The organism is Cellulomonas sp. P4_H12, from assembly GCF_056400905.1.
Genome location: NZ_JBFUKJ010000003.1, coordinates 96,700 through 115,604, shown reverse-complemented (window position 1 = coordinate 115,604; position 18,905 = coordinate 96,700). Strand labels below are relative to the sequence as shown.

Sequence of the window (18,905 nt, the reverse complement as noted above, 5' to 3'; positions counted from 1 at the left end):
GGGGTGGCGGTCGTCACACCGCCGCGCGCACCTATCCTGGTGCGCATGGCTGACCCCCTCGTGCTCGGGATCGAGACCTCCTGCGACGAGACCGGCGTCGCCCTCGTCCGCGGCTACGACCTGCTCGTCGACGCCGTCGCCAGCTCGGTGGACGAGCACGCGCGGTTCGGCGGGATCATCCCCGAGATCGCCTCGCGCGCGCACCTCGAGGCGATGGTGCCGACGATCGAGCGCGCGCTGGCCACCGCCGACGTCTCGCTCCACGAGGTCGACGCGATCGCCGTGACGGCCGGGCCGGGACTCGTCGGCCCCCTCACGGTGGGCGCGTCCGCGGCGAAGGCGCTCGCGCTCGCGCTCGACAAGCCGCTGTACGGGGTCAACCACGTGATCGGGCACGCGGTCGTCGACGAGCTGGTCGACGGCGCCTTCCCGGAGCGGGTGATGGCCCTGGTCGTCTCCGGCGGCCACTCGTCGCTGCTACTCATCGACGACACCGTGCACGTCACCGAGCTGGGCTCGACGCTCGACGACGCGGCCGGGGAGGCGTTCGACAAGGTGGGCCGGCTGCTCGGGCTGCCCTATCCCGGCGGCCCGCACATCGACCGGCTCGCCCGGGAGGGCGATCCCACCGCGATCCGGTTCCCGCGCGGGCTGACCGCGGCCAAGGACCAGGCCCTTCACGCCGCCGACTTCTCGTTCTCCGGCCTCAAGACCGCCGTCGCCCGCTGGGTCGAGGCCCGGCAGGACGCCGGCCAGGAGGTGCCGCTGCCCGACGTGGCCGCGTCGTTCGCCGAGGCCGTGGCCGACGTCCTGACCGCCAAGACGATCGCTGCCTGCCGCTCCCACGGCGTCGAGACGCTCGTGGTCGGGGGCGGGTTCTCGGCGAACTCGCAGCTGCGGGACATGGCGGCCAAGCGGTGCGCCGAGGCGGGCATCGAGCTGCGCATCCCGCCGATCCGCTACTGCACAGACAACGGCGCCATGATCGCGGCCCTCGGCTCGGCCGTGCTGCGGCGGGGGATGCCGCCCTCGTCGCTGGACCTGCCCGTCGACTCGTCCATGCCGCTGACGCAGGTGCTGGTCTGACGGCGGCTCAGAGCGGTCGGCCGGCCTGCAGCTCGGCGACGAGCGAGCGGACCACCGCGTCGAGCTCGCCCGCATGGCGGCGGGCGACCGCGCGCTGGCGCTGGTAGGAGGCGCCCCGGCGCAGGATCACGCGCACCTGCTCGAGCTCCGCGGCGCACCCGAGCCGCTCGGCCACGGGAGCGAGGTCGACGAGCCACCGGCCGACCGCGTCGGTCACCAGCTCCTCGTCGCCGGCGGCGTTCGTGATGATGATCGCGTCCATGCCGTACCGCGCGGACCGCCACTTGTTCTCCTGCGCGAACCACGGCGGCAGCGTGGGCAGCGTCTCGCCGCGGTCGAGCATCGTCGAGAAGTGCTCGACGAAGCAGTGGGTGAGGGCCGAGATCGCGGCGACCTCGAGCAGGTTCGAGGCTCCGTCGGCGATCCGCATCTCGAGGGTCCCGAAGCGCGGCGCCGGGCGCACGTCCCACCGGATCTCGTCGAACTGGTCGATCACGCCGGTGTGCATCATGTCGCCCACGTACTGCTCGAGCTGCGACCACTGGTCGAAGCCCGGCGGCAGGCCGGCCGTGGGCAGCTGCTGGAACAGCAGCGCGCGGTTCGAGGCGTAGCCCGTGTCCTTGCCGCCCCAGAACGGCGACGATGCCGACAGGGACTGGATGTGGGCAAAGACGGTGAGCATCGCTCGAGAGATCGGCAGCACCTTGTCGCGGTCCTCGATGCCCACGTGCACGTGGACGCCGTAGATGAGCATCTGCCGGCCCCACCACTGCGTGCGGTCGATGAGCGTCGCGTACCGCTGCTTGTCGGTGACCTTCTGCTGGGCCCAGTGCGCGAACGGGTGCGTCGCGCTGCCCATCAGCTCGATGCGCAGGGGCTCGGCGGCGGCACGGACCTCGTCGAGCGCGCGCTGCAGGTCCGCCACCGCCTCGGCGATGGTGCGGCACTTTCCCGACCGGATCTCGACGGTGTTGAGCAGGAGCTCCTGCGTGATCAGGGGGTGCTCGGAGCCGTCCGCCGGGCGCACCGCAGCCAGGATCGCCTCGGCCGCCTGCCGCAGGTCGCCGGAGTCGGCGTCGACGAGGCCGACCTCCCACTCGATGCCGACGGTGGACCGCTCCGACCGCGCGAACGGCAGGGGCACCGGTGCGGCCATCAGGCCGGCTCCACCACGAGCACCTGCTGGCTGCCCGCGACGCGCGTGAGGATGATCGTGCCGGCGCTGCTGCCCCGCAGGTCCAGCTGGCGGCGCAGCTGCTCGGGGACCACCGCCGTGCCGCGCTTCTTGATGGTCAGCCTGCCCACGTCCCGTTCCCGCAGATAGGTGCGGAGCCGCTTGAGGCCGAACGGCATGGTGTCGAGCACCCGGTAGGCCGTCGCGGACGGCACGGGCACGAGGGTGTCCGACGTGACGTAGGCGATCGTGGCGTCGACGAGCCGGCCGCGCACCTGCGCCGCGACCTCGCCGACCAGCCCCGCGCGGATCACCGCGCCGTCGGGCTCGTAGAGGTAGCCGCCCACCGGACCGGTCGGCGGCCGCTCGTCCGAGGTCTGCTCCACCACGTGCGCCTCGCCGTCCCGCAGGACGAGGGCCGAGCGCCCCGGGCCCTCGGGGGCGAGCGGCCCGAACCAGAGCCCGACCTCGACGACGTCGCCGTCCGTGGAGACCCACTGCGCGTGCGCGTCCGCGGGGAGCGCCGCGTGGGGGATGCCGGGACCCAGCTTCAGGCCGAGCGCGGGGACGCGGTCGCGGACCGCGAGGACCGCGTCGAGGGACGGCTCGTAGGCGGCCGGGTCGAACACGCGGCTGCCCGACGACGTGCGGCGGGCGGGGTCGGCGTAGACGCCGTCGACCCCCTCGGCCTCGAGGTCCAGCGCCAGCCCGTCGCCGTGGCGCACTACGGCGTCGGGGAAGTGCCGGAGGTTCACGGTGGCGATGGCGGCGGTCGCCTCGTCGACGTCGGTGGCCAGCACCCGCAGGCCGATACCCGCGAAGGCCATGGCGTCGGCGCCGATGCCGCTGGTGAGGTCCGCGACCAGGGTGCTGCCGGCGTCCCGGAATCGGCGCGCGTGGTGGGCCGCGACGGTGAGCCGGGTGGCCTGCTCGAGCCCGGCGGCGGTGAACAGCATGCCGTCGGCGAACGTGCCGAACTTGGCGGCGGCCTTCGCGCGCAGCCGCGACTGGGTCAGGGCAGCGGCGACGAGAGCGGGGTCGATGCCCTCGTCGCGCAGGCGCTCGGACAACGCCATCGTGCGGGACTCGTCGTACGGCGGCAGCGCCGACAGCAGGGCCCAGCCCTCCGGGCTGAGCAGCTGGGTGAGGCCGTCGGCATCCATGCCGCGATCCTCGCACGCAGCGGCGAGCCGGGGGCGGATCCGGTGCCGCACTGGCACTCGCCTTGACCGAGTGCTAACCGGTTCCTAGAGTGAGGCGCTGGCACTCTCCCGGTGAGTGTGCCAGCTGCGCTCCAGGCCGCGGCACCCGCGACGACGTGGCCCGACAGCGCGCACGAACCTCAGAGAACTACTCACATGCGAAGGGGAGGTCCGCTGTGTCGGTCTCCATCAAGCCCCTCGAGGACCGGATCGTCGTCAAGACGCTCGAGGCAGAGACGACGACCGCTTCCGGTCTCGTCATCCCGGACAGCGCCAAGGAGAAGCCCCAGGAGGGCGAGGTCCTGGCAGTCGGTCCCGGCCGCGTCGACGACAACGGCGTCCGGATCCCGCTCGACGTCGCCGTCGGCGACAAGGTCATCTACTCGAAGTACGGCGGCACCGAGGTCAAGTACTCGGGCGAGGAGTACCTCATCCTCTCGGCCCGCGACATCCTCGCGATCGTCGTCAAGTGACCTGAGGGGCGCTCGCGCCCCGCACGAGAAGACCCCCACGGCGCTGCCGCGGGGGTCTTCCTCGTTCTCAGGCCTCCGCGCACCCGAGCGGCGCGGCGACCGTGACGGTGTCGGGGCAGACCTGGTGGGACCACGCCGGTCCGTCGCCCCGGAACGCGTCCTGGCTCACGTCGACGAACAGCTCGAGATGGTCGATGCCCGGCCCGACGCGGTAGTAGGTGGTGGTCGGGTCGCCCTCGGTGGTCGGGCTCGTCACGACGAGCTCGGCGCCGGAGCCGGCCACGGCCTGGTCGAGGCACTCCCACGCGTCGTCGGGCACGCTCTCGCCCTGCGCGATCTCGAGCTCGCCGCACGACGGCAGCGCGGGGCGGCTCGCGAAGCTCTGTGGAGGCGCCCCGACCTCCGTCGCGCAGGCGCCCAGCATCCCGACCAGGACGCCCAGTGCTGCGAGCCTCCGTGCCTGCACCGGTCCTCCGCTCCGAGACTGACTCCGAGTGTGGCGTCTCCGGCGACCGGCCGAGGAGGGCATTCACCCGTGCGGGTCCTCGGCGCACGAAAGAGCCCTTCCCTCTCGTCGTGCCGAGAGGGAAGGGCTCTGCTCGTTGGCGGGTGTCAGCCGACCTTGGTGGCGCGGCCGCGCTGGGCGAGGATCGCCGCGCGCTCGTCCTCGGACAGGCCGCCCCACACGCCGTAGGGCTCGCGGACGGCGAGCGACTGCTCGCGGCACTCCTTCAGCACCGGGCACGTGGCGCAGATCGCCTTGGCCGCCTCGGCGCGGCGCCGGCGGGCCGAGCCACGCTCGCCCTCGGGGTGGAAGAAGAGGTCCTGGTCCGCGTCGCGGCATGCGCCGTCGAACTGCCACTCCCACAGGTCCATCACCGGTCCGGGAAGGCGCGAGATCTCGGCCATGAGTTCCTCCTCAGTCGTTCCGCGCCCCGCCGGTGGGCGGCTGCGCGGGAATGTCGTGAACACGGGATGCCAGCAGGATGTGCGCTTCTTGCAGATCCGTACGGGGTGACGCGTTGGGGAGGACGTTACAACCGCGCCAGAAGTTGTTCAAGACCGTGTCACACATTCGTGTGATGGCGCGATTGCCGACGAACGCGCAGGTCGGCGTGTCGCGGCGCGACGCGCCTGAACGGGCCAACTGGCGCCGGGCTGGCAGAATCGCGCCATGGTGACGCGCGAGGACGACGAACCGGCGGGACCGCCGACGCCCGCCCTCGCCGTCGCGGCGGTGGCCCGCCGGCTCGGGGTGGCCCCCGCGACGCTGCGCACCTGGGACCGTCGGTACGGGCTGGGGCCGTCCGAGCACTCGGCCGGGGCGCACAGGCGCTACTCGGCCGTCGACGTCGAGCGGCTGCTCGTGATGCGACGCCTCACCCTCGACGGGGTGGCGCCCGCCGAGTCGGCCCGGATCGCGCTCGCCACCGACGTCTCCGCGGCGCCGACCCAGGGCGCCGCCGTCGGCACCCCCACGCCGACGGCTGTGGTCGACGCCGCGCTCGCGGGCGACGTGGACCGGTGCGGACGGCTGCTCGCCCTGGAGCCGGCCGGCGACGTCGTCGCCTGGTGGACGGGCCTCGTCGAGCCGGCGCTCGACGCGCTGGCCCGGCGGACGGTGGTGGACCCGCCCGGCGTGGACGCGGTCGCGACGGTGCAGTCCGGGGTCCTGGCGGCCCTGCGCGAACGCCCGGCCCCGGGTCCCGGCTCGCGGCGACCGGTCGTGCTGGTGCTCGTCGCGCCCCGGGAGGCCCGGCCGCTCGTCGCGCACGCGTTGGCGGGTGCGCTCGCCGCGCAGGGGGTCGACGCCCGGATCGTCGGCGGGCCCGTCGGCGCGCACCATGCCGTCGAGCTCTCCGCCATGACGCGCGCCCGGGCCGTGGTGACGCTGGGGGAGAGGGCCGACGTGGACCTCGAGGTGGTGGACCGGCTCGCGCACGACCAGCCGGACCTCCCGCAGTTCGTCATGGTCCCGGATGCCGCCGCGCACGCCGTCCCCCTCGGTCGGTCGGTGCACCGGGCCCGGTCGTTCACGGGCCTCCTGCACGAGCTCCTCGCGGTCGCGACGGCCGGTGTCGAGCACTGAACGGACGAATCGCCGCCGCCGAGCGGGTGAGACATTCCGCGCAGGAGGCTCACGGGCGGACGAAGCCCCGTCGGCAGGGGGTGTGGTTCGCCACAGGGGCTAACTTCTGCGTGATCGTCGGCCGATAGGACTCAAGTGCCCCGCACGGGGACCGAGAGGGGAATCAACATGGCGGGAGTCGTGGTCTGTCACGGCTCGGCGGTCGTTCGAGAGCGACTCGTCGTGACCTCCATCGGCGTGCCCGCGCTCGGTCCCGTTCGCGCGGCGTCGTCGGTGGACGAGCTGCTGAGCCTCGCGCGGCGCATGCCGCCGACGGTCGTGCTGCTCGACGCGCACCTGGCCGCGCCGGGAGCGATCGAGGCGATCCGCCGGCTGCGCGCCGTCGCACCGGCCGCCGCGATCGTGCTGCTCGCCCTCCCGGACGACACCGTGGCGCTCGACCGGGCGCTCGCGCTCGGCGCCCGCGGCTTCCTCGCGCCCGACGTGGGGCGCGCCGAGCTGTCCGCCGTCGCCGCCCACGTGCTGGCCAGCCCGGTGCTGCCCGCGCCCGGTGGCCCCCGCACGCCCCCGGTGGACGTGCCCAGCCAGGGGGGCTTCCGCTCCGAGGCGCGGACCCCGTCGGGGGGCGTGCCCGTCGTCGCGCCGGCCGACGCCAACGCAGCTCCCGCCGGCGTGCCGACCACGGGTGCCATCCCGGGCGTGCCGCTGACCAAGCGCGAGATCGAGGTGCTCACCGGCATGAGCCACGGCCGGTCGAACGCGCAGATCGGCGCCGAGCTCTACCTGTCCGAGGACACCGTCAAGACCCACGCGCGCCGGCTGTTCCGCAAGCTCGGCGCCAACGACCGCGCCCAGGCGGTCGCGATCGGGCTGCGTCGCGGCCTCATCCGCTAGGTCGTCGGGGATGCCCGTCGGCCCGCGTATCCTTGCGGGATGACGGAGCACTCGCCTGCCGACCCGTTCGCCCGCATCGGGCTCACCTACGACGACGTGCTCCTCCTGCCGGGGGAGACGGACGTCATCCCGAGCGAGGTGGACACCACCTCGCGGCTGACGCGCGAGATCTCCGTGCGCGTGCCGCTGCTGTCGGCCGCCATGGACACCGTCACCGAGTCGCGGATGGCCATCGCCATGGCGCGCCAGGGCGGCATCGGGATCCTGCACCGCAACCTGTCCATCGAGGACCAGGCGCACCAGGTGGACCTGGTGAAGCGCTCCGAGTCCGGGATGATCACCGACCCGGTCACCGTCGGCCCGGACGCGACGCTGGCCGAGCTCGACCACCTGTGCGGCATCTACCGGGTGTCCGGCCTGCCGGTGATCGCGGAGAACGGGCTCCTGCTCGGCATCATCACCAACCGTGACCTGCGCTTCGTGCCCGGCGGCGAGTTCGAGACCCGCCGCGTGCGCGAGATCATGACGCCGATGCCGCTGGTGACCGCGCCGGTCGGGATCGCGCGCGACGACGCGGCGGCGCTGCTGGCCAAGCACAAGATCGAGAAGCTCCCGCTGGTCGACGACGCCGGCATCCTGCGCGGCCTCATCACCGTCAAGGACTTCGTGAAGTCCGAGCAGTACCCGGACGCCACCAAGGACGGCGAGGGGCGGCTGGTCGTCGGCGCCGCGATCGGGTTCTTCGGGGACGCCTGGGAGCGGGCCTCCGCGCTGGTCGAGGCGGGGGTGGACGCGCTCGTCGTCGACACCGCCAACGGGCACGCGCGCCTGATGCTCGACATGGTCCGCCGGCTCAAGTCCGACCCGTCGACCTGCCACGTCCAGGTCATCGGCGGCAACGTCGCGACGACCCCCGGCGCGCAGGCGCTCGTCGACGCCGGCGTGGACGCAGTCAAGGTCGGCGTCGGGCCGGGGTCAATCTGCACCACGCGCGTCGTCGCCGGCGTCGGCGTCCCGCAGGTCACCGCCATCTACGACGCCGCCCGCGCGTGCAAGCCGGCCGGCGTGCCGGTCATCGGCGACGGCGGCCTGCAGTACTCGGGCGACATCGCCAAGGCCCTCGTGGCCGGCGCGGACACGGTGATGCTCGGCTCGCTCCTCGCGGGGTGCGACGAGTCGCCGGGCGAGCTCGTGTTCGTCAACGGCAAGCAGTTCAAGCACTACCGCGGGATGGGCTCCCTCGGGGCGATGGCGTCGCGCGGCCGGATCTCGTACTCGAAGGACCGGTACTTCCAGGCGGACGTGTCGTCCGACGAGAAGATCGTCCCCGAGGGCATCGAGGGCCAGGTGCCGTACCGCGGCCCCCTGTCGGCCGTCGCGCACCAGCTGATCGGCGGCCTGCACCAGTCGATGTTCTACGTGGGCGCGCACACCATCCCGCAGCTGCAGGACCGCGGGAAGTTCATCCGGATCACCGCGGCCGGGCTCAAGGAGTCGCACCCGCACGACATCCAGATGACCGTCGAGGCGCCGAACTACACCGGCCGCTGAGCCGTCTTGTCTGACCCGGCGGACTTCTACACCGGGCTCGTCGCGGAGCTGTACGCCCCGCTGCGGTCGTTCACCTCGGACCCGTCCGAGTACGCGGCGTTCGTCCGGTCGTCGGGCGAGCCCGCGCTCGAGCTCGGCTGCGGCGACGGGGACCCGCTCCTCGACCTGGTCGCGCTCGGGCTCGACGTCGACGGGGTGGATTCGTCGGCAGACATGCTCGACCGGCTCCGCGCCTCGGCGGACGCTCGGGGGCTCTCCGTCACGGTCCACCAGCAGCGCATGGAGGACCTCGACCTGCCGCGGCGGTACCGGTCGATCTACCTGGCCGGCGCCACCTTCACCCTGCTTCCCGACGACGAGGCCGCCCTCAGCGCGCTCCGCGCGATCCACGCGCACCTGACGGACGACGGCACCGCCCTCGTGCCCCTGTTCGTGCCTGGGCCCACCCCCGCGTCGCAGGTCGGCGTGTTCCGCGAGGTGACGACCGGCGGGACGGTGCTGCGCGTCGCCGTGGTCGACGAGGAGCTCGACCTCGTCGCACGGACCCGCCGCACCTCCCTGCGCTACGAGCGGTGGGTCGACGGGTCGGTGGAGGTGGCCGAACGGGTGTGGCTCCTGCACTGGTACAGCTGGGCGCAGTTCGAGGCGCTCGCCGTCGAGGCCGGGCTGGTGACGACGACCGTCGCCGATCCCGACGACCCGTCCGCGGCGACCGTGACGCTCCGCCGCGCCTGACGGGTCCCGGGCTAGTCGCGGAACGTCTCGATCTGCGCGCCGAGCTCCACCAGGCGGTCCTGCAGCTGCTCGTAGCCGCGGGCGATGATGTCGACGTCGCGCAGCACGGACGTGCCCTTGGCGGCGAGCATCGCGAGCAGGATGACGACCGCGGGACGCAGCGCCGGCGGGCAGGAGACCTCGGCGCCCGACCAGTGCGTGGGGCCCGTGATCTGCAGGCGGTGGGCGTCGAGGAGCCGCACGTCCGCCCCGAGCCGGGTGAGGTCCGTGAGGTGGATGGCCCGCCCCTCGTACACCCAGTCGTGGATCAGGGTGGAGCCCTGCGCGCAGGCGGCGATCGCGGCGAAGAACGGCAGGTTGTCGATGTTGAGGCCCGGGAACGGCATCGGGTGGATCTTGTCGATCGGTGCCCGCAGGTCGCTCGGGTGCACCGTGACGTCGACCAGACGGCTGCGGCCGTTGGCGGCGGCGTACTCGTCGGAGAGCGTGTAGCGCAGGCCCATCTCGGCCAGCGTCGCCAGCTCGATCTCCATGAACTCGATGGGCACCCGGCCGACGGTGATCTCCGAGCCCGTCACGATCCCCGCGGTGAGCAGGCTCATCGCCTCCACCGGGTCCTCGGAGACGGCGTACTCCACGTCGGCGTCGATGTCGGCGAGGCCGTGCACGCGCAGCGTCGTGGTGCCGATGCCGTCGATCCGGACGCCCAGCAGCTCCAGGTAGAAGCACAGGTCCTGGACCATGTAGTTGGGGCTGGCGTTGCGGATCGTGGTGACGCCGTCACGCCTGGCCGCGGCCATGATGACGTTCTCCGTCACCGTGTCGCCGCGCTCCGTGAGGACGACCGCGAGGTCCTGCGCGCCGCCTCGCGTGACGAGGGCGTGGTAGTCGCCGGCGGTCGCCGTGACGTCGAGCCCGAAGGGCCGCAGGCCGATCAGGTGCGGCTCGACCGTCCGGGTGCCCAGGTCGCACCCACCCGCGTACGGGAGCCGGAACTCGTCCTCGAGGCCCAGCAGGGGCCCGAGGAACATGATGATCGACCGGGTGCGGCGGGCGGCGTCGACGTCGATCGAGTCGAGCTGGAGGTGCTCGGGGACCACGATCTCGAGGTCGCGACCGTCGGTCGACCACGTGGCGCGCACGCCGACCGAGCGCAGCACCTCGACGATGCGGTCCACCTCGACGATCCGCGCCACGTTGCGCAGGCGCGTGGTGCCGCGGTTGAGCAGCGAGGCGCACAGCAGGGCGACCGCGCCGTTCTTGCTCGTGTTGACGTCGATCCGGCCGCTCAGGGTGTGACCGCCGTGCACCCGCAGGTGGGTCCGCTGCGGTCCGCCGAGCGTGACGATGGGGGAGTCGAGCGCGGCGCCGATGCGCGTGAGCATCTCGAGGCTGACGTTCTGCGCGCCCTGCTCGATGCGGTGGATGGCCGACTGGCTGGTGGCGAGGCGCTCCGCGAGCTGGGCCTGCGTGAGGCCGCGGTGCTGACGGGCCGAGCGCACCAGGGAGCCGACGTGCGCGAGCGGGTCCTCGATGACGGGGAGGGCGCCGGTGCTCGTCGGGACGGGAAGGGACGTCGTGGTCATGGAGACGACGTTAACTCATCCATGAGATATCGCCACTGTGATGCGCGCCATCGAATCGGTCAGAACCGGCGTGAGCAGGCGGTTCGAACTCAGGTGCGGTATGAGAACTGTCTCACCAGAGCGTGCCGACGGGCTCCCGGGCGGGCCAGACACCGGAGGCACCAGGACCGTCGAGGCCCTGCTCGGCCCGCCACGCGTTGAATCCCTCGGCCCACGCCTGGTGCGCCGTCGACTGGTACTCGTGCAGCGTGTCGAGGTCGAGCGTGGCCAGGTGCGGGAACCGTCCGACGATCCGCTCGAGCACGTCCAGGGTCGCGACGACGTCGACGTCGGCCGTGTGCAGGGCGCCGGACTCCACGACCTGGTAGTAGCCGCACAGGTCCACGAGCTTGCGCTTGCCGCTCCGGAGCCGGTCCTCGGCGCGGTCCAGCACCAGGGGGTCGATCACCGGACGCGCCTCGCTGCAGAGACGGTCGGGAAGGGTCTTGAGCTTGTGGCGACGCAGCTCGGCGTCCAGCAGGCACAGGTCGAACGCAGCGTTGTACGCGACCACCGGCACCCCGCCGCGGAACGCCTCCGCGAGGTCCGCCGCGATCTCCTCCAGCGCCTCGCGCGGCGGCCGGCCGTGCTCGCGGGCGTGCTCCGTGCTCACGCCGTGGATGGCCGCCGCGGCCTCCGGGATGGCGACGCCCGGGTTGATCAGCCAGCTGCGGACGTGCGTGCCCGACTCGTCGCGGCGCACGAGGGCCGCGGTGACGATCCGGTCGTTGTCGACGTCGACGCCCGTGGTCTCGGTGTCGAAGCCGAGCAGTGGCCCGTCCGTCCAGCTCATGGTGTCTCGCTCTCGTCCTGCGGCGGATCCGTGGGTCTGGTGGATCCCGTGCACGGCCAGGATGGCACCGGGCACCGACACGGCCGGGGAGGGTGCCCCGCGTGCCGCGGACCGCGTCCGTCCTCGGGCTGCGTCGGCGCGGGACCGCGCGCCGGTAGCCTGGTCCGGTGAGCAACGAGATCGAGATCGGCCGCGGCAAGCGCGGACGCCGCGCCTACTCCTTCGACGACGTCGCGGTCGTCCCGTCGCGGCGGACCCGCGACCCCGAGGAGGTCTCGGTCAGCTGGCAGATCGACGCCTACCACTTCGACCTGCCGATCATCGCGGCGCCCATGGACTCGGTGATGAGCCCCGCCACGGCCGTGGCGCTCGGGCAGGCGGGCGGACTCGGCGTGCTCGACCTCGAGGGGCTGTGGACCCGGTACGAGGACCCCGCGCCGCTGCTCGCGGAGATCGCGACGTTCGACAGCGCGCGGGCGACGTCCCGCATGCAGGAGATCTACGCCGCCCCGATCCAGCCCGAGCTCATCACGGCACGGCTCAAGGAGATCCGCGCCGCGGGCGTCACCGTGGCGGGGGCGCTGTCCCCGCAGCGCACCAACGAGTTCTGGCGGACCGTCGTCGACGCCGGCGTCGACCTGTTCGTCATCCGCGGCACCACGGTCTCGGCCGAGCACGTGTCGGGCCGCGCGGAGCCCCTCAACCTCAAGCGCTTCATCTACGAGCTCGACGTCCCGGTGATCGTCGGCGGCGCGTCCACCTACACGGCAGCCCTGCACCTCATGCGGACCGGCGCGGCCGGCGTCCTCGTCGGGTTCGGCGGCGGCGCCGCGCACACCACGCGCCTCTCGCTCGGCATCCACGCGCCGATGGCGTCGGCCGTCGCCGACGTCGCGGCCGCGCGACGGGACTACCTGGACGAGTCCGGTGGCCGGTACGTCCACGTGATCGCCGACGGTGGCGTCGGCCGGTCCGGCGACCTGGTCAAGGCGGTCGCCTGCGGCGCGGACGCGGTGATGCTCGGCGCGGCGCTCGCTCGCGCGACCGAGGCGCCCGGCCGCGGCTGGCACTGGGGTCCCGAGGCGCACCACCCGCAGCTGCCTCGCGGTGAGCGGGTCGAGGTGGGCACCGCCGGCTCGCTCGAGCAGATCCTGTTCGGGCCCGGTCACACCGCGGACGGCACCCTCAACCTGATCGGTGCGCTCAAGCGCGCGATGGCCACCACCGGCTACTCCGACCTCAAGGAGTTCCAGCGGGTCGAGGTCGTCGTGAGCCCGTACCAGCCGCACTGACCCTCGCGACCAGACGCCCGGGGCGCCCAAAACGGGCGCACCCGGGCGTCTTTGCGTGTCCGTTTCCCGACGAGCCAGGCGCGCTGACCAGTAAAGATGTCTGAATCAACATCTGTTTGCCGCCGTCTTTGTCCGAATCTCTTGACATGGCGGCCCGACGAGGCGCACCCTGGAGCCACTGGACGCTGACGACCTGGTCGGCGCCGCGGACCACGGAGTCGATGTGTACGCACCGGAGCGACACCAGCAGATCCTCGCCACGGCCCGCGCCGACGGGCGGGTCGACGTGAACCGGCTCGCCGACGACCTGGACGTCACCCCCGAGACGATCCGCCGGGACCTCACGGTGCTCGAGCGGCACGGCCTCGTGCGACGGGTGCACGGCGGGGCGATCCCGGTCGAGCGGCTGGGCTTCGAGCCCGGCATCGCCGACCGCGAGGGCAAGCTCGCCGGGGAGAAGGAGCGGATCGCGAAGGCGGCGCTGGACGAGGTCCCCGACGGCGGAGCCGTGATCTTCGACGCGGGGACGACGACCGTGCGGCTCGCGGAGCTCCTGCCGACGGACCGGGAGCTGACGGTGGTCACCCACGCGCTTCCCGTGGCGATGGTGCTGGCGATGCGGCCCGGCATCACGCTCCACCTCGTCGGCGGCACGGTCCGCGGTCGCACGCTGGCGGCCGTCGGCTCGTGGGCCGAGCGGGAGCTGCGCGACATCCACGCGGACGTCGCGTTCCTGGGCACCAACGGCCTGAGCGTCGAGCACGGCCTCACCACCCCGGACCTGGCGGAGGCCTCCGTGAAGCGGGCGCTCGTAGCCAACGCGCGGCGCACGGTCGTCCTGGCGGACCACTCGAAGATCGGCCGCGTCGAGTTCGCTCACGTGGTGCCGCTGACCGCCGTCGACACCGTGATCACCGACTCGGGCGTGGAGCCCGAGCTCGTCGAGGAGCTCGAGGCCGCCGGCCCCCGGGTGGTGACCGCATGATCATCACGCTGACCCCCAACCCCAGCCTGGACCGCGCGCTCGAGCTGGACCGGCTCGAGGTGGGCGAGGTCAACCGCGCCGACCGCGCCCACGTCCACCCGGGTGGCAAGGGCATCAACGTCTCCCGCGTGCTGGTCCGGCACGGCGTCGAGTCCCGCGCGGTGCTGCCGACCGGCGGAGCCGAGGGGCGCCGGCTGGTCGAGCTGCTCGACGAGCACGGCGTGCCGTCCGTCGCGGTCCCGGTGCACGGCGACACGCGCACCAACCTCACGCTCGTCGAGCGCGGCGGCGCGACCACCAAGGTCAACGCCCCCGGCCCGAAGCTCACGCCCGACGAGGTCGACGCGCTCCTGGCCGCCGTGGAGACCCAGCTGGTCCGGCAGCCGCGCGCCCTCGTCGGGGCCGGGAGCCTGCCGCTCGGTGCCGGCGAGACGTTCTTCGTCCAGCTGGCCGGCCTCGCCGCCCGGTACGCGGTCCCGTTCGCGCTCGACACGTCGGGCGTGCCGCTGGCGCGCGCCGTCCGCTCGGGCGGCCTCACGCTGGTCAAGCCCAACGACGAGGAGCTGGCCGAGCTGGTCGGCCGGGAGCTGGTCACCGTCGGGGACGTCGTCGACGCCGCGCACGAGGTCCTCGACGCCGGCAGCCGCGCCGTCCTGGTGAGCCTGGGCGCGCACGGCGCGATGCTCGTCGTCGCCGAGGGGGCCTGGTGGGCCGGCGGTCCGCCGATCGTCCCGCTCTCGACCGTCGGCGCCGGCGACTCGACGCTCGCCGGCTTCCTGTCCGCCGACGGCTGGGGCGGCGACCGCCTCCGGACCGCCGTCGCGTTCGGACGCGCCGCCGTCCTGCTGCCCGGCACCGCCGTCCCCGACCCCACCGACATCGACCTGGGCGCCGTCCAGGTCGTGGAGAACCCCGATCCCCGACTCGCCCTCAAGGAGCTGTGACGTGAGCACCCCACTGATCACCCCGGACCTCGTCGCCGTCGACCTGGTCGCCACGGACCGCGACGACGCGACCCGTCAGCTGATCGACCTGCTCTTCCGGGCCGGCCGCGTCACCGACGCCGACGGGTTCCACGCCGACGTGCGTGCCCGCGAGGCCCAGATGGCCACCGGCATGCCCGGCGGGATCGGCCTGCCGCACGCCCGGTCGAGCTTCGTCACCGCGCCGAGCCTCGCGGTCGGCAAGGTCGCCGCCGGAGTCGACTTCGGCGCCCCCGACGGTCCCGCGACCCTCGTGTTCCTCATCGCCGCCCCCACCGAGGGCGACGGCGACCACCTCAAGATCCTCGCGGCGCTCGCCCGCCGCCTGGTCCACGAGTCCTTCCGTACGTCCCTCAAGGACGCCGGCGATGCAGCCACCGTCGCCGACATCGTCACCCGAGAGGTGGTCCCCTCATGAAGCTCGTCGCCGTCTCCTCCTGCCCCACGGGCATCGCGCACACGTACATGGCCGCCGAGGCCCTCGAGCAGGCGGGCAAGGCCGCCGGCCACGAGGTCCATGTCGAGACCCAGGGTGCGGCCGGCTCGACCCCCCTGGACCCCGCGATCATCGCGGCGGCCGACGGGGTGATCTACGCCGCGGACCTCGAGGTCCGGGACAAGGAGCGCTTCGCCGGCAAGCCGTTCGTCGACGTCGGCGTCAAGAAGGCCGTGCACGACGCCCCGGGCGTCATCGCGGCGGCGGTCGCCGCCGTCGAGGCCGGGGTGCCGGCCGGCACGCCCGCGGGTCCGGTCGCCCCGGTGACCAAGGTGGACCGCAACGCCGGCGCCGGCACCAAGGTCCGGCAGTGGCTCATGACCGGCGTCTCCTACATGATCCCGTTCGTCGCCGCCGGCGGGATCCTCATCGCGCTGGGGTTCATGGTCGCCCAGTTCGCCGGGGGCAGCCAGGGCGTCATCGAGGTGACCAAGATCCCCGTGACGCACCTGCTCAACGACTTCAGCGCCACGAGCGGCATGGACTGGGCGGCGCTTCTCTTCCAGACGGGCGTCGTCGCCTTCGGCTTCCTCGTGCCGGTGCTCTCCGGGTTCATCGCCTACGCCATCGCCGACCGGCCCGGCCTGGTGCCCGGCTTCGTCGGCGGCGCGGTGTCCGTGGCCGTCGGCGCCGGGTTCCTCGGCGGCCTGGYCACCGGCTTCATGGCCGGGTTCCTGGCCCTGTGGATCAGCCGCTGGAACGTGCCCAAGGGCGTCCGCGGCGTGATGCCGGTCGTGGTCATCCCGCTGCTGTCGACGTTCGTCGTCGGGCTCGTGATGTTCCTCATCATCKGGCAGCCCATCGCGAGCCTGATGAACGGCCTGAGCAGCTGGCTGAACGGCCTGTCGGGCTCCAACCTCATCCTGCTCGGTGCACTCCTGGGCGCCATGATGGGCTTCGACCTGGGCGGCCCGATCAACAAGGTCGCGTACACGTTCGCGGTGACCGGTCTGGCCACCGAGGGTCTGGCCACCGACGCGGTGCAGTACCGGATCATGGCCGCGGTCATGGCCGCCGGCATGGTCGCTCCGTTGGCGATGGCGCTCGCGACGGTCGTCCGCAAGAAGCTGTTCACGCACGCCGAGCGGGAGAACGGCAAGGCCGCCTGGCTGCTGGGGCTCTCGTTCATCTCCGAGGGTGCGATCCCGTTCGCGGCCGCCGACCCCTGGCGCGTGATCGTCTCCTCGCTGGTCGGCTCCAGCGTCACCGGCGCCCTCGTGATGGCCGTCGGATCCGCGCAGCGCGCGCCGCACGGTGGCATCTGGGTGCTGCCGCTCATCTCCAACCCGCTCGGGTTCCTCATGGCGGTCGCCGTCGGCATGGTCGTCACCGCCGTGCTCGTCGTCGCCCTGAAGAGCGCCCGGACCAACGAGTTCGTCAAGGCCGAGCAGGAGGCGGACGCCCAGGCGCTCGTCGCCACGGCCGCCTGACCCATCCACCCGCCGCCCGGCACCGTGGCCGGGCGGCCCCCGATCGGAGAACCGTCATGCCCCAGCGCACCGTCGTCGTCGCGTCCCGCGTCGGCCTCCACGCCCGCCCCGCGATGCTGTTCACGCAGGCCGTCGCCGAGACCGGGCTGCCCGTCACCATCGCCCGCCCGGGCGGCGAGCCGGTCGACGCCGGCAGCATCCTGTTCGTCATGTCGCTCGGGGTGCCGAGCGGCGAGGAGGTCACGCTCGAGGCCGAGGGCGAGGGTGCCGACGAGGCGCTCGACGGCCTGGTCGACCTGCTGGCGACCGACCTGGACGCCGAGGAAGCATCGTGAGCACGGTCAGCGCCCCGCACGTGCTCCAGGGCGTCGGGGTGGGACGGCGGGCCGTCGTCGGACCCGTCGCCCAGGTGCGACCCGCCCCGCACGTGCCGGGCGACGCGCCGCTGCTGGTCGACGGGCTCCCCGCCGACGCGGCGACCGCCCACCGCGTGGTGGAGTCCGCCTTCGCCGACGTGGCCGCCGCGCTGCGAGAGCAGTCGGGGCGGTCGGCGGGCACGGTGAAGGACGTCCTCGCGGCCACCGCGCAGATGGCCGACGACAAGGCGCTGCGCAGCGGCGTCCTGCAGCGGATCGACTCCGGCGAGCCCGTGGTGAGCGCGATCGACGGCGTCGTCGAGATGTTCGCGACGATGTTCCAGCAGGCGGGCGGGTACCTGGCCGAGCGGGTCACCGACCTGCGCTCGGTGCGCGACCGGGTGGTGGCGCAGGCGATGGGCCTGCCCGCACCCGGCGTCCCGGCGCTGCACCGACCGTCGGTCATCGTCGCGAAGGACCTGGCGCCGGCCGACACCGCCGCCCTCGACCTGGCGAACGTGCTCGCCATCGTCACGGAGCTGGGCGGGCCGACCGGCCACACCGCGATCATCGCCGGGCAGCTCGGACTGCCGTGCCTGGTGCGCGTGACGGGCGCGACGTCGCTGGCCGACGGGGTCGACGTCGCGGTCGACGCCGCCGACGGCACGCTCACCGTCGACCCGGACGACGCCTTGCGGGCCGAGCTGGTCCGGCGCTCCGAGGTGGAGACCGCGCTCGAGTCCGACCGAGCACCCGGCGGCACCGCCGACGGTCGCGCCGTCGCGCTGCTGGCGAACATCGGCACCGCCGAGGACGCGGCGCGCGTGGCCGGCGGCGCGGTCGAGGGCGTCGGGCTGTTCCGGACGGAGGTGCTGTTCCTGGAGAGCGCCGTCGCCCCGACCCGGGAGGCGCAGGCCGCGGTGTACGCGCGGGTGCTGCGCTCGTTCGGCGACCGCAAGGTCGTCGTCCGCACCCTCGACGCCGGCGCCGACAAGCCCCTGGCGTTCGCCACGCAGCCCGACGAGGAGAACCCCGCGCTCGGCGTCCGCGGCTACCGCCTGGTCCGGACCCATCCGGAGCTGCTGGACACGCAGCTCGAGGCGCTCGCCGCCGCGCAGGCCGAGACCGGGACGACCCCGTGGGTCATGGCGCCGATGATCGCGACCGCCGCCGAGGCGCGCGCGTTCGCCACCCGGGCACGCGCCGCGGGGGTCGCGACCGTGGGCGTCATGATCGAGGTGCCGGCCGCCGCGCTGCGGGCGCAGGAGATCCTGGCCGAGGTGGACTTCGTCTCCCTGGGCACCAACGACCTCGCGCAGTACACGATGGCGACGGACCGGCTCCGCGGCGAGCTCGCTGACCTGCTCGACCCGTGGCAGCCCGCGGTCCTCGACCTGGTGGACGCCACCGCGCGCGCGGGCCGCGACGCCCGCAAGCCCGTGGGGGTGTGCGGCGAGTCCGCGTCCGACCCCGTGCTCGCGCTCGTGCTCGTCGGGCTCGGCGTGACCAGCCTGTCGATGTCGGCCGGCGCCGTCCCTGCCGTGCGGTACGCGCTGCGGCGCCACACCACCGCGCAGTGCGCCACCATGGCGGCCGCCGCGCTCGCGGCACCGTCCGCGCTCGACGCGCGGGCCGCCGTCGTCGCGCTGCTGGAGGACGAGGTGCGGGCGACGCTGGGCGTGTAGGGGCTGCGACTCGCGCGGCGCGCGGTTTTCCCCAGGAGCCGCGCGTACCCTCGCCC

The 18,905-nt window shown here is 73.5% G+C and carries 19 protein-coding genes; 13 read left to right on the top strand and 6 right to left on the bottom strand.

What is annotated here, in order from left to right:
• Positions 1 to 45 precede the first annotated feature (45 nt).
• Positions 46 to 1,086 (top strand): tRNA (adenosine(37)-N6)-threonylcarbamoyltransferase complex transferase subunit TsaD, encoded by a 1,041-nt coding sequence (gene tsaD, locus AC1DQC_RS03165; RefSeq protein ID WP_477049782.1) that lies wholly within the window; start codon positions 46 to 48, stop codon positions 1,084 to 1,086.
• Positions 1,087 to 1,093: 7 nt separating this feature from the next.
• On the opposite strand, the gene AC1DQC_RS03160 is transcribed toward tsaD, so the two are convergent.
• Both AC1DQC_RS03160 and AC1DQC_RS03155 read right to left on the bottom strand, forming a co-directional pair.
• The gene (locus tag AC1DQC_RS03160; RefSeq protein WP_477049781.1) at positions 1,094 to 2,242 is read right to left on the bottom strand and encodes a glutamate--cysteine ligase; all 1,149 of its coding nucleotides are present in this window, start codon (positions 2,240 to 2,242) and stop codon (positions 1,094 to 1,096) included.
• Complete coding sequence (locus tag AC1DQC_RS03155; RefSeq protein WP_477049780.1) at positions 2,242 to 3,423, bottom strand: class I SAM-dependent methyltransferase; 1,182 nt, start codon at positions 3,421 to 3,423, stop codon at positions 2,242 to 2,244. Before AC1DQC_RS03155 ends, AC1DQC_RS03160 begins: the two co-directional genes overlap by 1 nt.
• 215 nt (positions 3,424 to 3,638) lie before the next feature.
• On the opposite strand from AC1DQC_RS03155, the gene groES reads away from it, so the two are divergent.
• A complete protein-coding gene (groES, locus tag AC1DQC_RS03150; RefSeq protein ID WP_477049779.1) occupies positions 3,639 to 3,935 on the top strand; it encodes a co-chaperone GroES in 297 nt (98 codons plus the stop codon).
• Between the two features lie 67 nt (positions 3,936 to 4,002).
• Here groES and AC1DQC_RS03145 read toward each other — a convergent pair whose 3' ends face one another.
• Both AC1DQC_RS03145 and AC1DQC_RS03140 read right to left on the bottom strand, forming a co-directional pair.
• On the bottom strand, positions 4,003 to 4,401 hold the full coding sequence (locus AC1DQC_RS03145; protein ID WP_477049778.1) for a hypothetical protein: 399 nt from the start codon (positions 4,399 to 4,401) through the stop codon (positions 4,003 to 4,005).
• 146 nt (positions 4,402 to 4,547) lie between these two features.
• Entirely contained in the window at positions 4,548 to 4,844 is a 297-nt protein-coding gene (locus AC1DQC_RS03140; protein WP_477049777.1) for a WhiB family transcriptional regulator, read from the bottom strand.
• A gap of 265 nt (positions 4,845 to 5,109) precedes the next feature.
• On the opposite strand from AC1DQC_RS03140, the gene AC1DQC_RS03135 reads away from it, so the two are divergent.
• The 4 genes from AC1DQC_RS03135 (at position 5,110) to AC1DQC_RS03120 (ending at position 9,204) form a co-directional block, all read left to right on the top strand.
• Positions 5,110 to 6,024, top strand: coding sequence for a MerR family transcriptional regulator (locus AC1DQC_RS03135; protein WP_477049776.1), 915 nt, complete (start codon positions 5,110 to 5,112; stop codon positions 6,022 to 6,024).
• 222 nt (positions 6,025 to 6,246) lie between these two features.
• Positions 6,247 to 6,918: a helix-turn-helix transcriptional regulator gene (locus AC1DQC_RS03130; protein WP_477049775.1), complete on the top strand. Its 672-nt coding sequence runs from the start codon at positions 6,247 to 6,249 to the stop codon at positions 6,916 to 6,918.
• A gap of 39 nt (positions 6,919 to 6,957) precedes the next feature.
• The gene (gene guaB / locus AC1DQC_RS03125; RefSeq protein ID WP_477049774.1) at positions 6,958 to 8,469 is read left to right on the top strand and encodes an IMP dehydrogenase; all 1,512 of its coding nucleotides are present in this window, start codon (positions 6,958 to 6,960) and stop codon (positions 8,467 to 8,469) included.
• Between the two features lie 6 nt (positions 8,470 to 8,475).
• Positions 8,476 to 9,204 carry a class I SAM-dependent methyltransferase gene (locus AC1DQC_RS03120; protein ID WP_477049773.1) on the top strand — a complete coding sequence of 243 codons (729 nt, stop codon included), beginning with the start codon at positions 8,476 to 8,478 and terminating at the stop codon, positions 9,202 to 9,204.
• Positions 9,205 to 9,215: 11 nt separating this feature from the next.
• On the opposite strand, the gene AC1DQC_RS03115 is transcribed toward AC1DQC_RS03120, so the two are convergent.
• Both AC1DQC_RS03115 and AC1DQC_RS03110 read right to left on the bottom strand, forming a co-directional pair.
• The gene (locus AC1DQC_RS03115) at positions 9,216 to 10,790 is read right to left on the bottom strand and encodes a helix-turn-helix domain-containing protein (protein WP_477049772.1); all 1,575 of its coding nucleotides are present in this window, start codon (positions 10,788 to 10,790) and stop codon (positions 9,216 to 9,218) included.
• 112 nt (positions 10,791 to 10,902) lie between these two features.
• On the bottom strand, positions 10,903 to 11,622 hold the full coding sequence (locus tag AC1DQC_RS03110) for an exonuclease domain-containing protein (protein ID WP_477049771.1): 720 nt from the start codon (positions 11,620 to 11,622) through the stop codon (positions 10,903 to 10,905).
• Positions 11,623 to 11,789: 167 nt separating this feature from the next.
• Here AC1DQC_RS03110 and AC1DQC_RS03105 point away from each other — a divergent pair, with 167 nt between their 5' ends.
• The 7 genes from AC1DQC_RS03105 to ptsP all read left to right on the top strand — a co-directional run bounded on the left by AC1DQC_RS03105 (position 11,790) and on the right by ptsP (position 18,849).
• On the top strand, positions 11,790 to 12,914 hold the full coding sequence (locus tag AC1DQC_RS03105) for a GuaB3 family IMP dehydrogenase-related protein (protein ID WP_477049770.1): 1,125 nt from the start codon (positions 11,790 to 11,792) through the stop codon (positions 12,912 to 12,914).
• A gap of 223 nt (positions 12,915 to 13,137) precedes the next feature.
• Entirely contained in the window at positions 13,138 to 13,899 is a 762-nt protein-coding gene (locus AC1DQC_RS03100; protein WP_477049769.1) for a DeoR/GlpR family DNA-binding transcription regulator, read from the top strand.
• Positions 13,896 to 14,843 carry a 1-phosphofructokinase gene (pfkB, locus tag AC1DQC_RS03095; RefSeq protein WP_477049768.1) on the top strand — a complete coding sequence of 316 codons (948 nt, stop codon included), beginning with the start codon at positions 13,896 to 13,898 and terminating at the stop codon, positions 14,841 to 14,843. Before AC1DQC_RS03100 ends, pfkB begins: the two co-directional genes overlap by 4 nt.
• Position 14,844: 1 nt before the next feature.
• Positions 14,845 to 15,300 carry a PTS sugar transporter subunit IIA gene (locus AC1DQC_RS03090; RefSeq protein WP_477049767.1) on the top strand — a complete coding sequence of 152 codons (456 nt, stop codon included), beginning with the start codon at positions 14,845 to 14,847 and terminating at the stop codon, positions 15,298 to 15,300.
• Positions 15,297 to 16,808: a PTS fructose transporter subunit IIC gene (locus AC1DQC_RS03085; RefSeq protein ID WP_477049766.1), complete on the top strand. Its 1,512-nt coding sequence runs from the start codon at positions 15,297 to 15,299 to the stop codon at positions 16,806 to 16,808. Before AC1DQC_RS03090 ends, AC1DQC_RS03085 begins: the two co-directional genes overlap by 4 nt.
• Before the next feature lie 56 nt (positions 16,809 to 16,864).
• Positions 16,865 to 17,143, top strand: a complete 279-nt coding sequence (locus AC1DQC_RS03080) for an HPr family phosphocarrier protein (RefSeq protein WP_370504995.1) — start codon at positions 16,865 to 16,867, stop codon at positions 17,141 to 17,143.
• Positions 17,140 to 18,849 carry a phosphoenolpyruvate--protein phosphotransferase gene (ptsP, locus tag AC1DQC_RS03075; RefSeq protein WP_477049765.1) on the top strand — a complete coding sequence of 570 codons (1,710 nt, stop codon included), beginning with the start codon at positions 17,140 to 17,142 and terminating at the stop codon, positions 18,847 to 18,849. Before AC1DQC_RS03080 ends, ptsP begins: the two co-directional genes overlap by 4 nt.
• Positions 18,850 to 18,905: the final 56 nt, after the last annotated feature.

Excerpts from the sequence above, each read along its gene's own strand:
- tsaD (WP_477049782.1), top strand. The coding sequence starts at position 46 with ATGGCTGACCCCCTCGTGCTCGGGATCGAGACCTCCTGCGACGAGACC.
- AC1DQC_RS03160 (WP_477049781.1), bottom strand. The coding sequence starts at position 2,242 with ATGGCCGCACCGGTGCCCCTGCCGTTCGCGCGGTCGGAGCGGTCCACC.
- AC1DQC_RS03155 (WP_477049780.1), bottom strand. The coding sequence starts at position 3,423 with ATGGATGCCGACGGCCTCACCCAGCTGCTCAGCCCGGAGGGCTGGGCC.
- AC1DQC_RS03140 (WP_477049777.1), bottom strand. The coding sequence starts at position 4,844 with ATGGCCGAGATCTCGCGCCTTCCCGGACCGGTGATGGACCTGTGGGAG.
- AC1DQC_RS03135 (WP_477049776.1), top strand. The coding sequence starts at position 5,110 with ATGGTGACGCGCGAGGACGACGAACCGGCGGGACCGCCGACGCCCGCC.
- guaB (WP_477049774.1), top strand. The coding sequence starts at position 6,958 with ATGACGGAGCACTCGCCTGCCGACCCGTTCGCCCGCATCGGGCTCACC.
- AC1DQC_RS03115 (WP_477049772.1), bottom strand. The coding sequence starts at position 10,790 with ATGACCACGACGTCCCTTCCCGTCCCGACGAGCACCGGCGCCCTCCCC.
- AC1DQC_RS03110 (WP_477049771.1), bottom strand. The coding sequence starts at position 11,622 with ATGAGCTGGACGGACGGGCCACTGCTCGGCTTCGACACCGAGACCACG.
- pfkB (WP_477049768.1), top strand. The coding sequence starts at position 13,896 with ATGATCATCACGCTGACCCCCAACCCCAGCCTGGACCGCGCGCTCGAG.
- AC1DQC_RS03080 (WP_370504995.1), top strand. The coding sequence starts at position 16,865 with ATGCCCCAGCGCACCGTCGTCGTCGCGTCCCGCGTCGGCCTCCACGCC.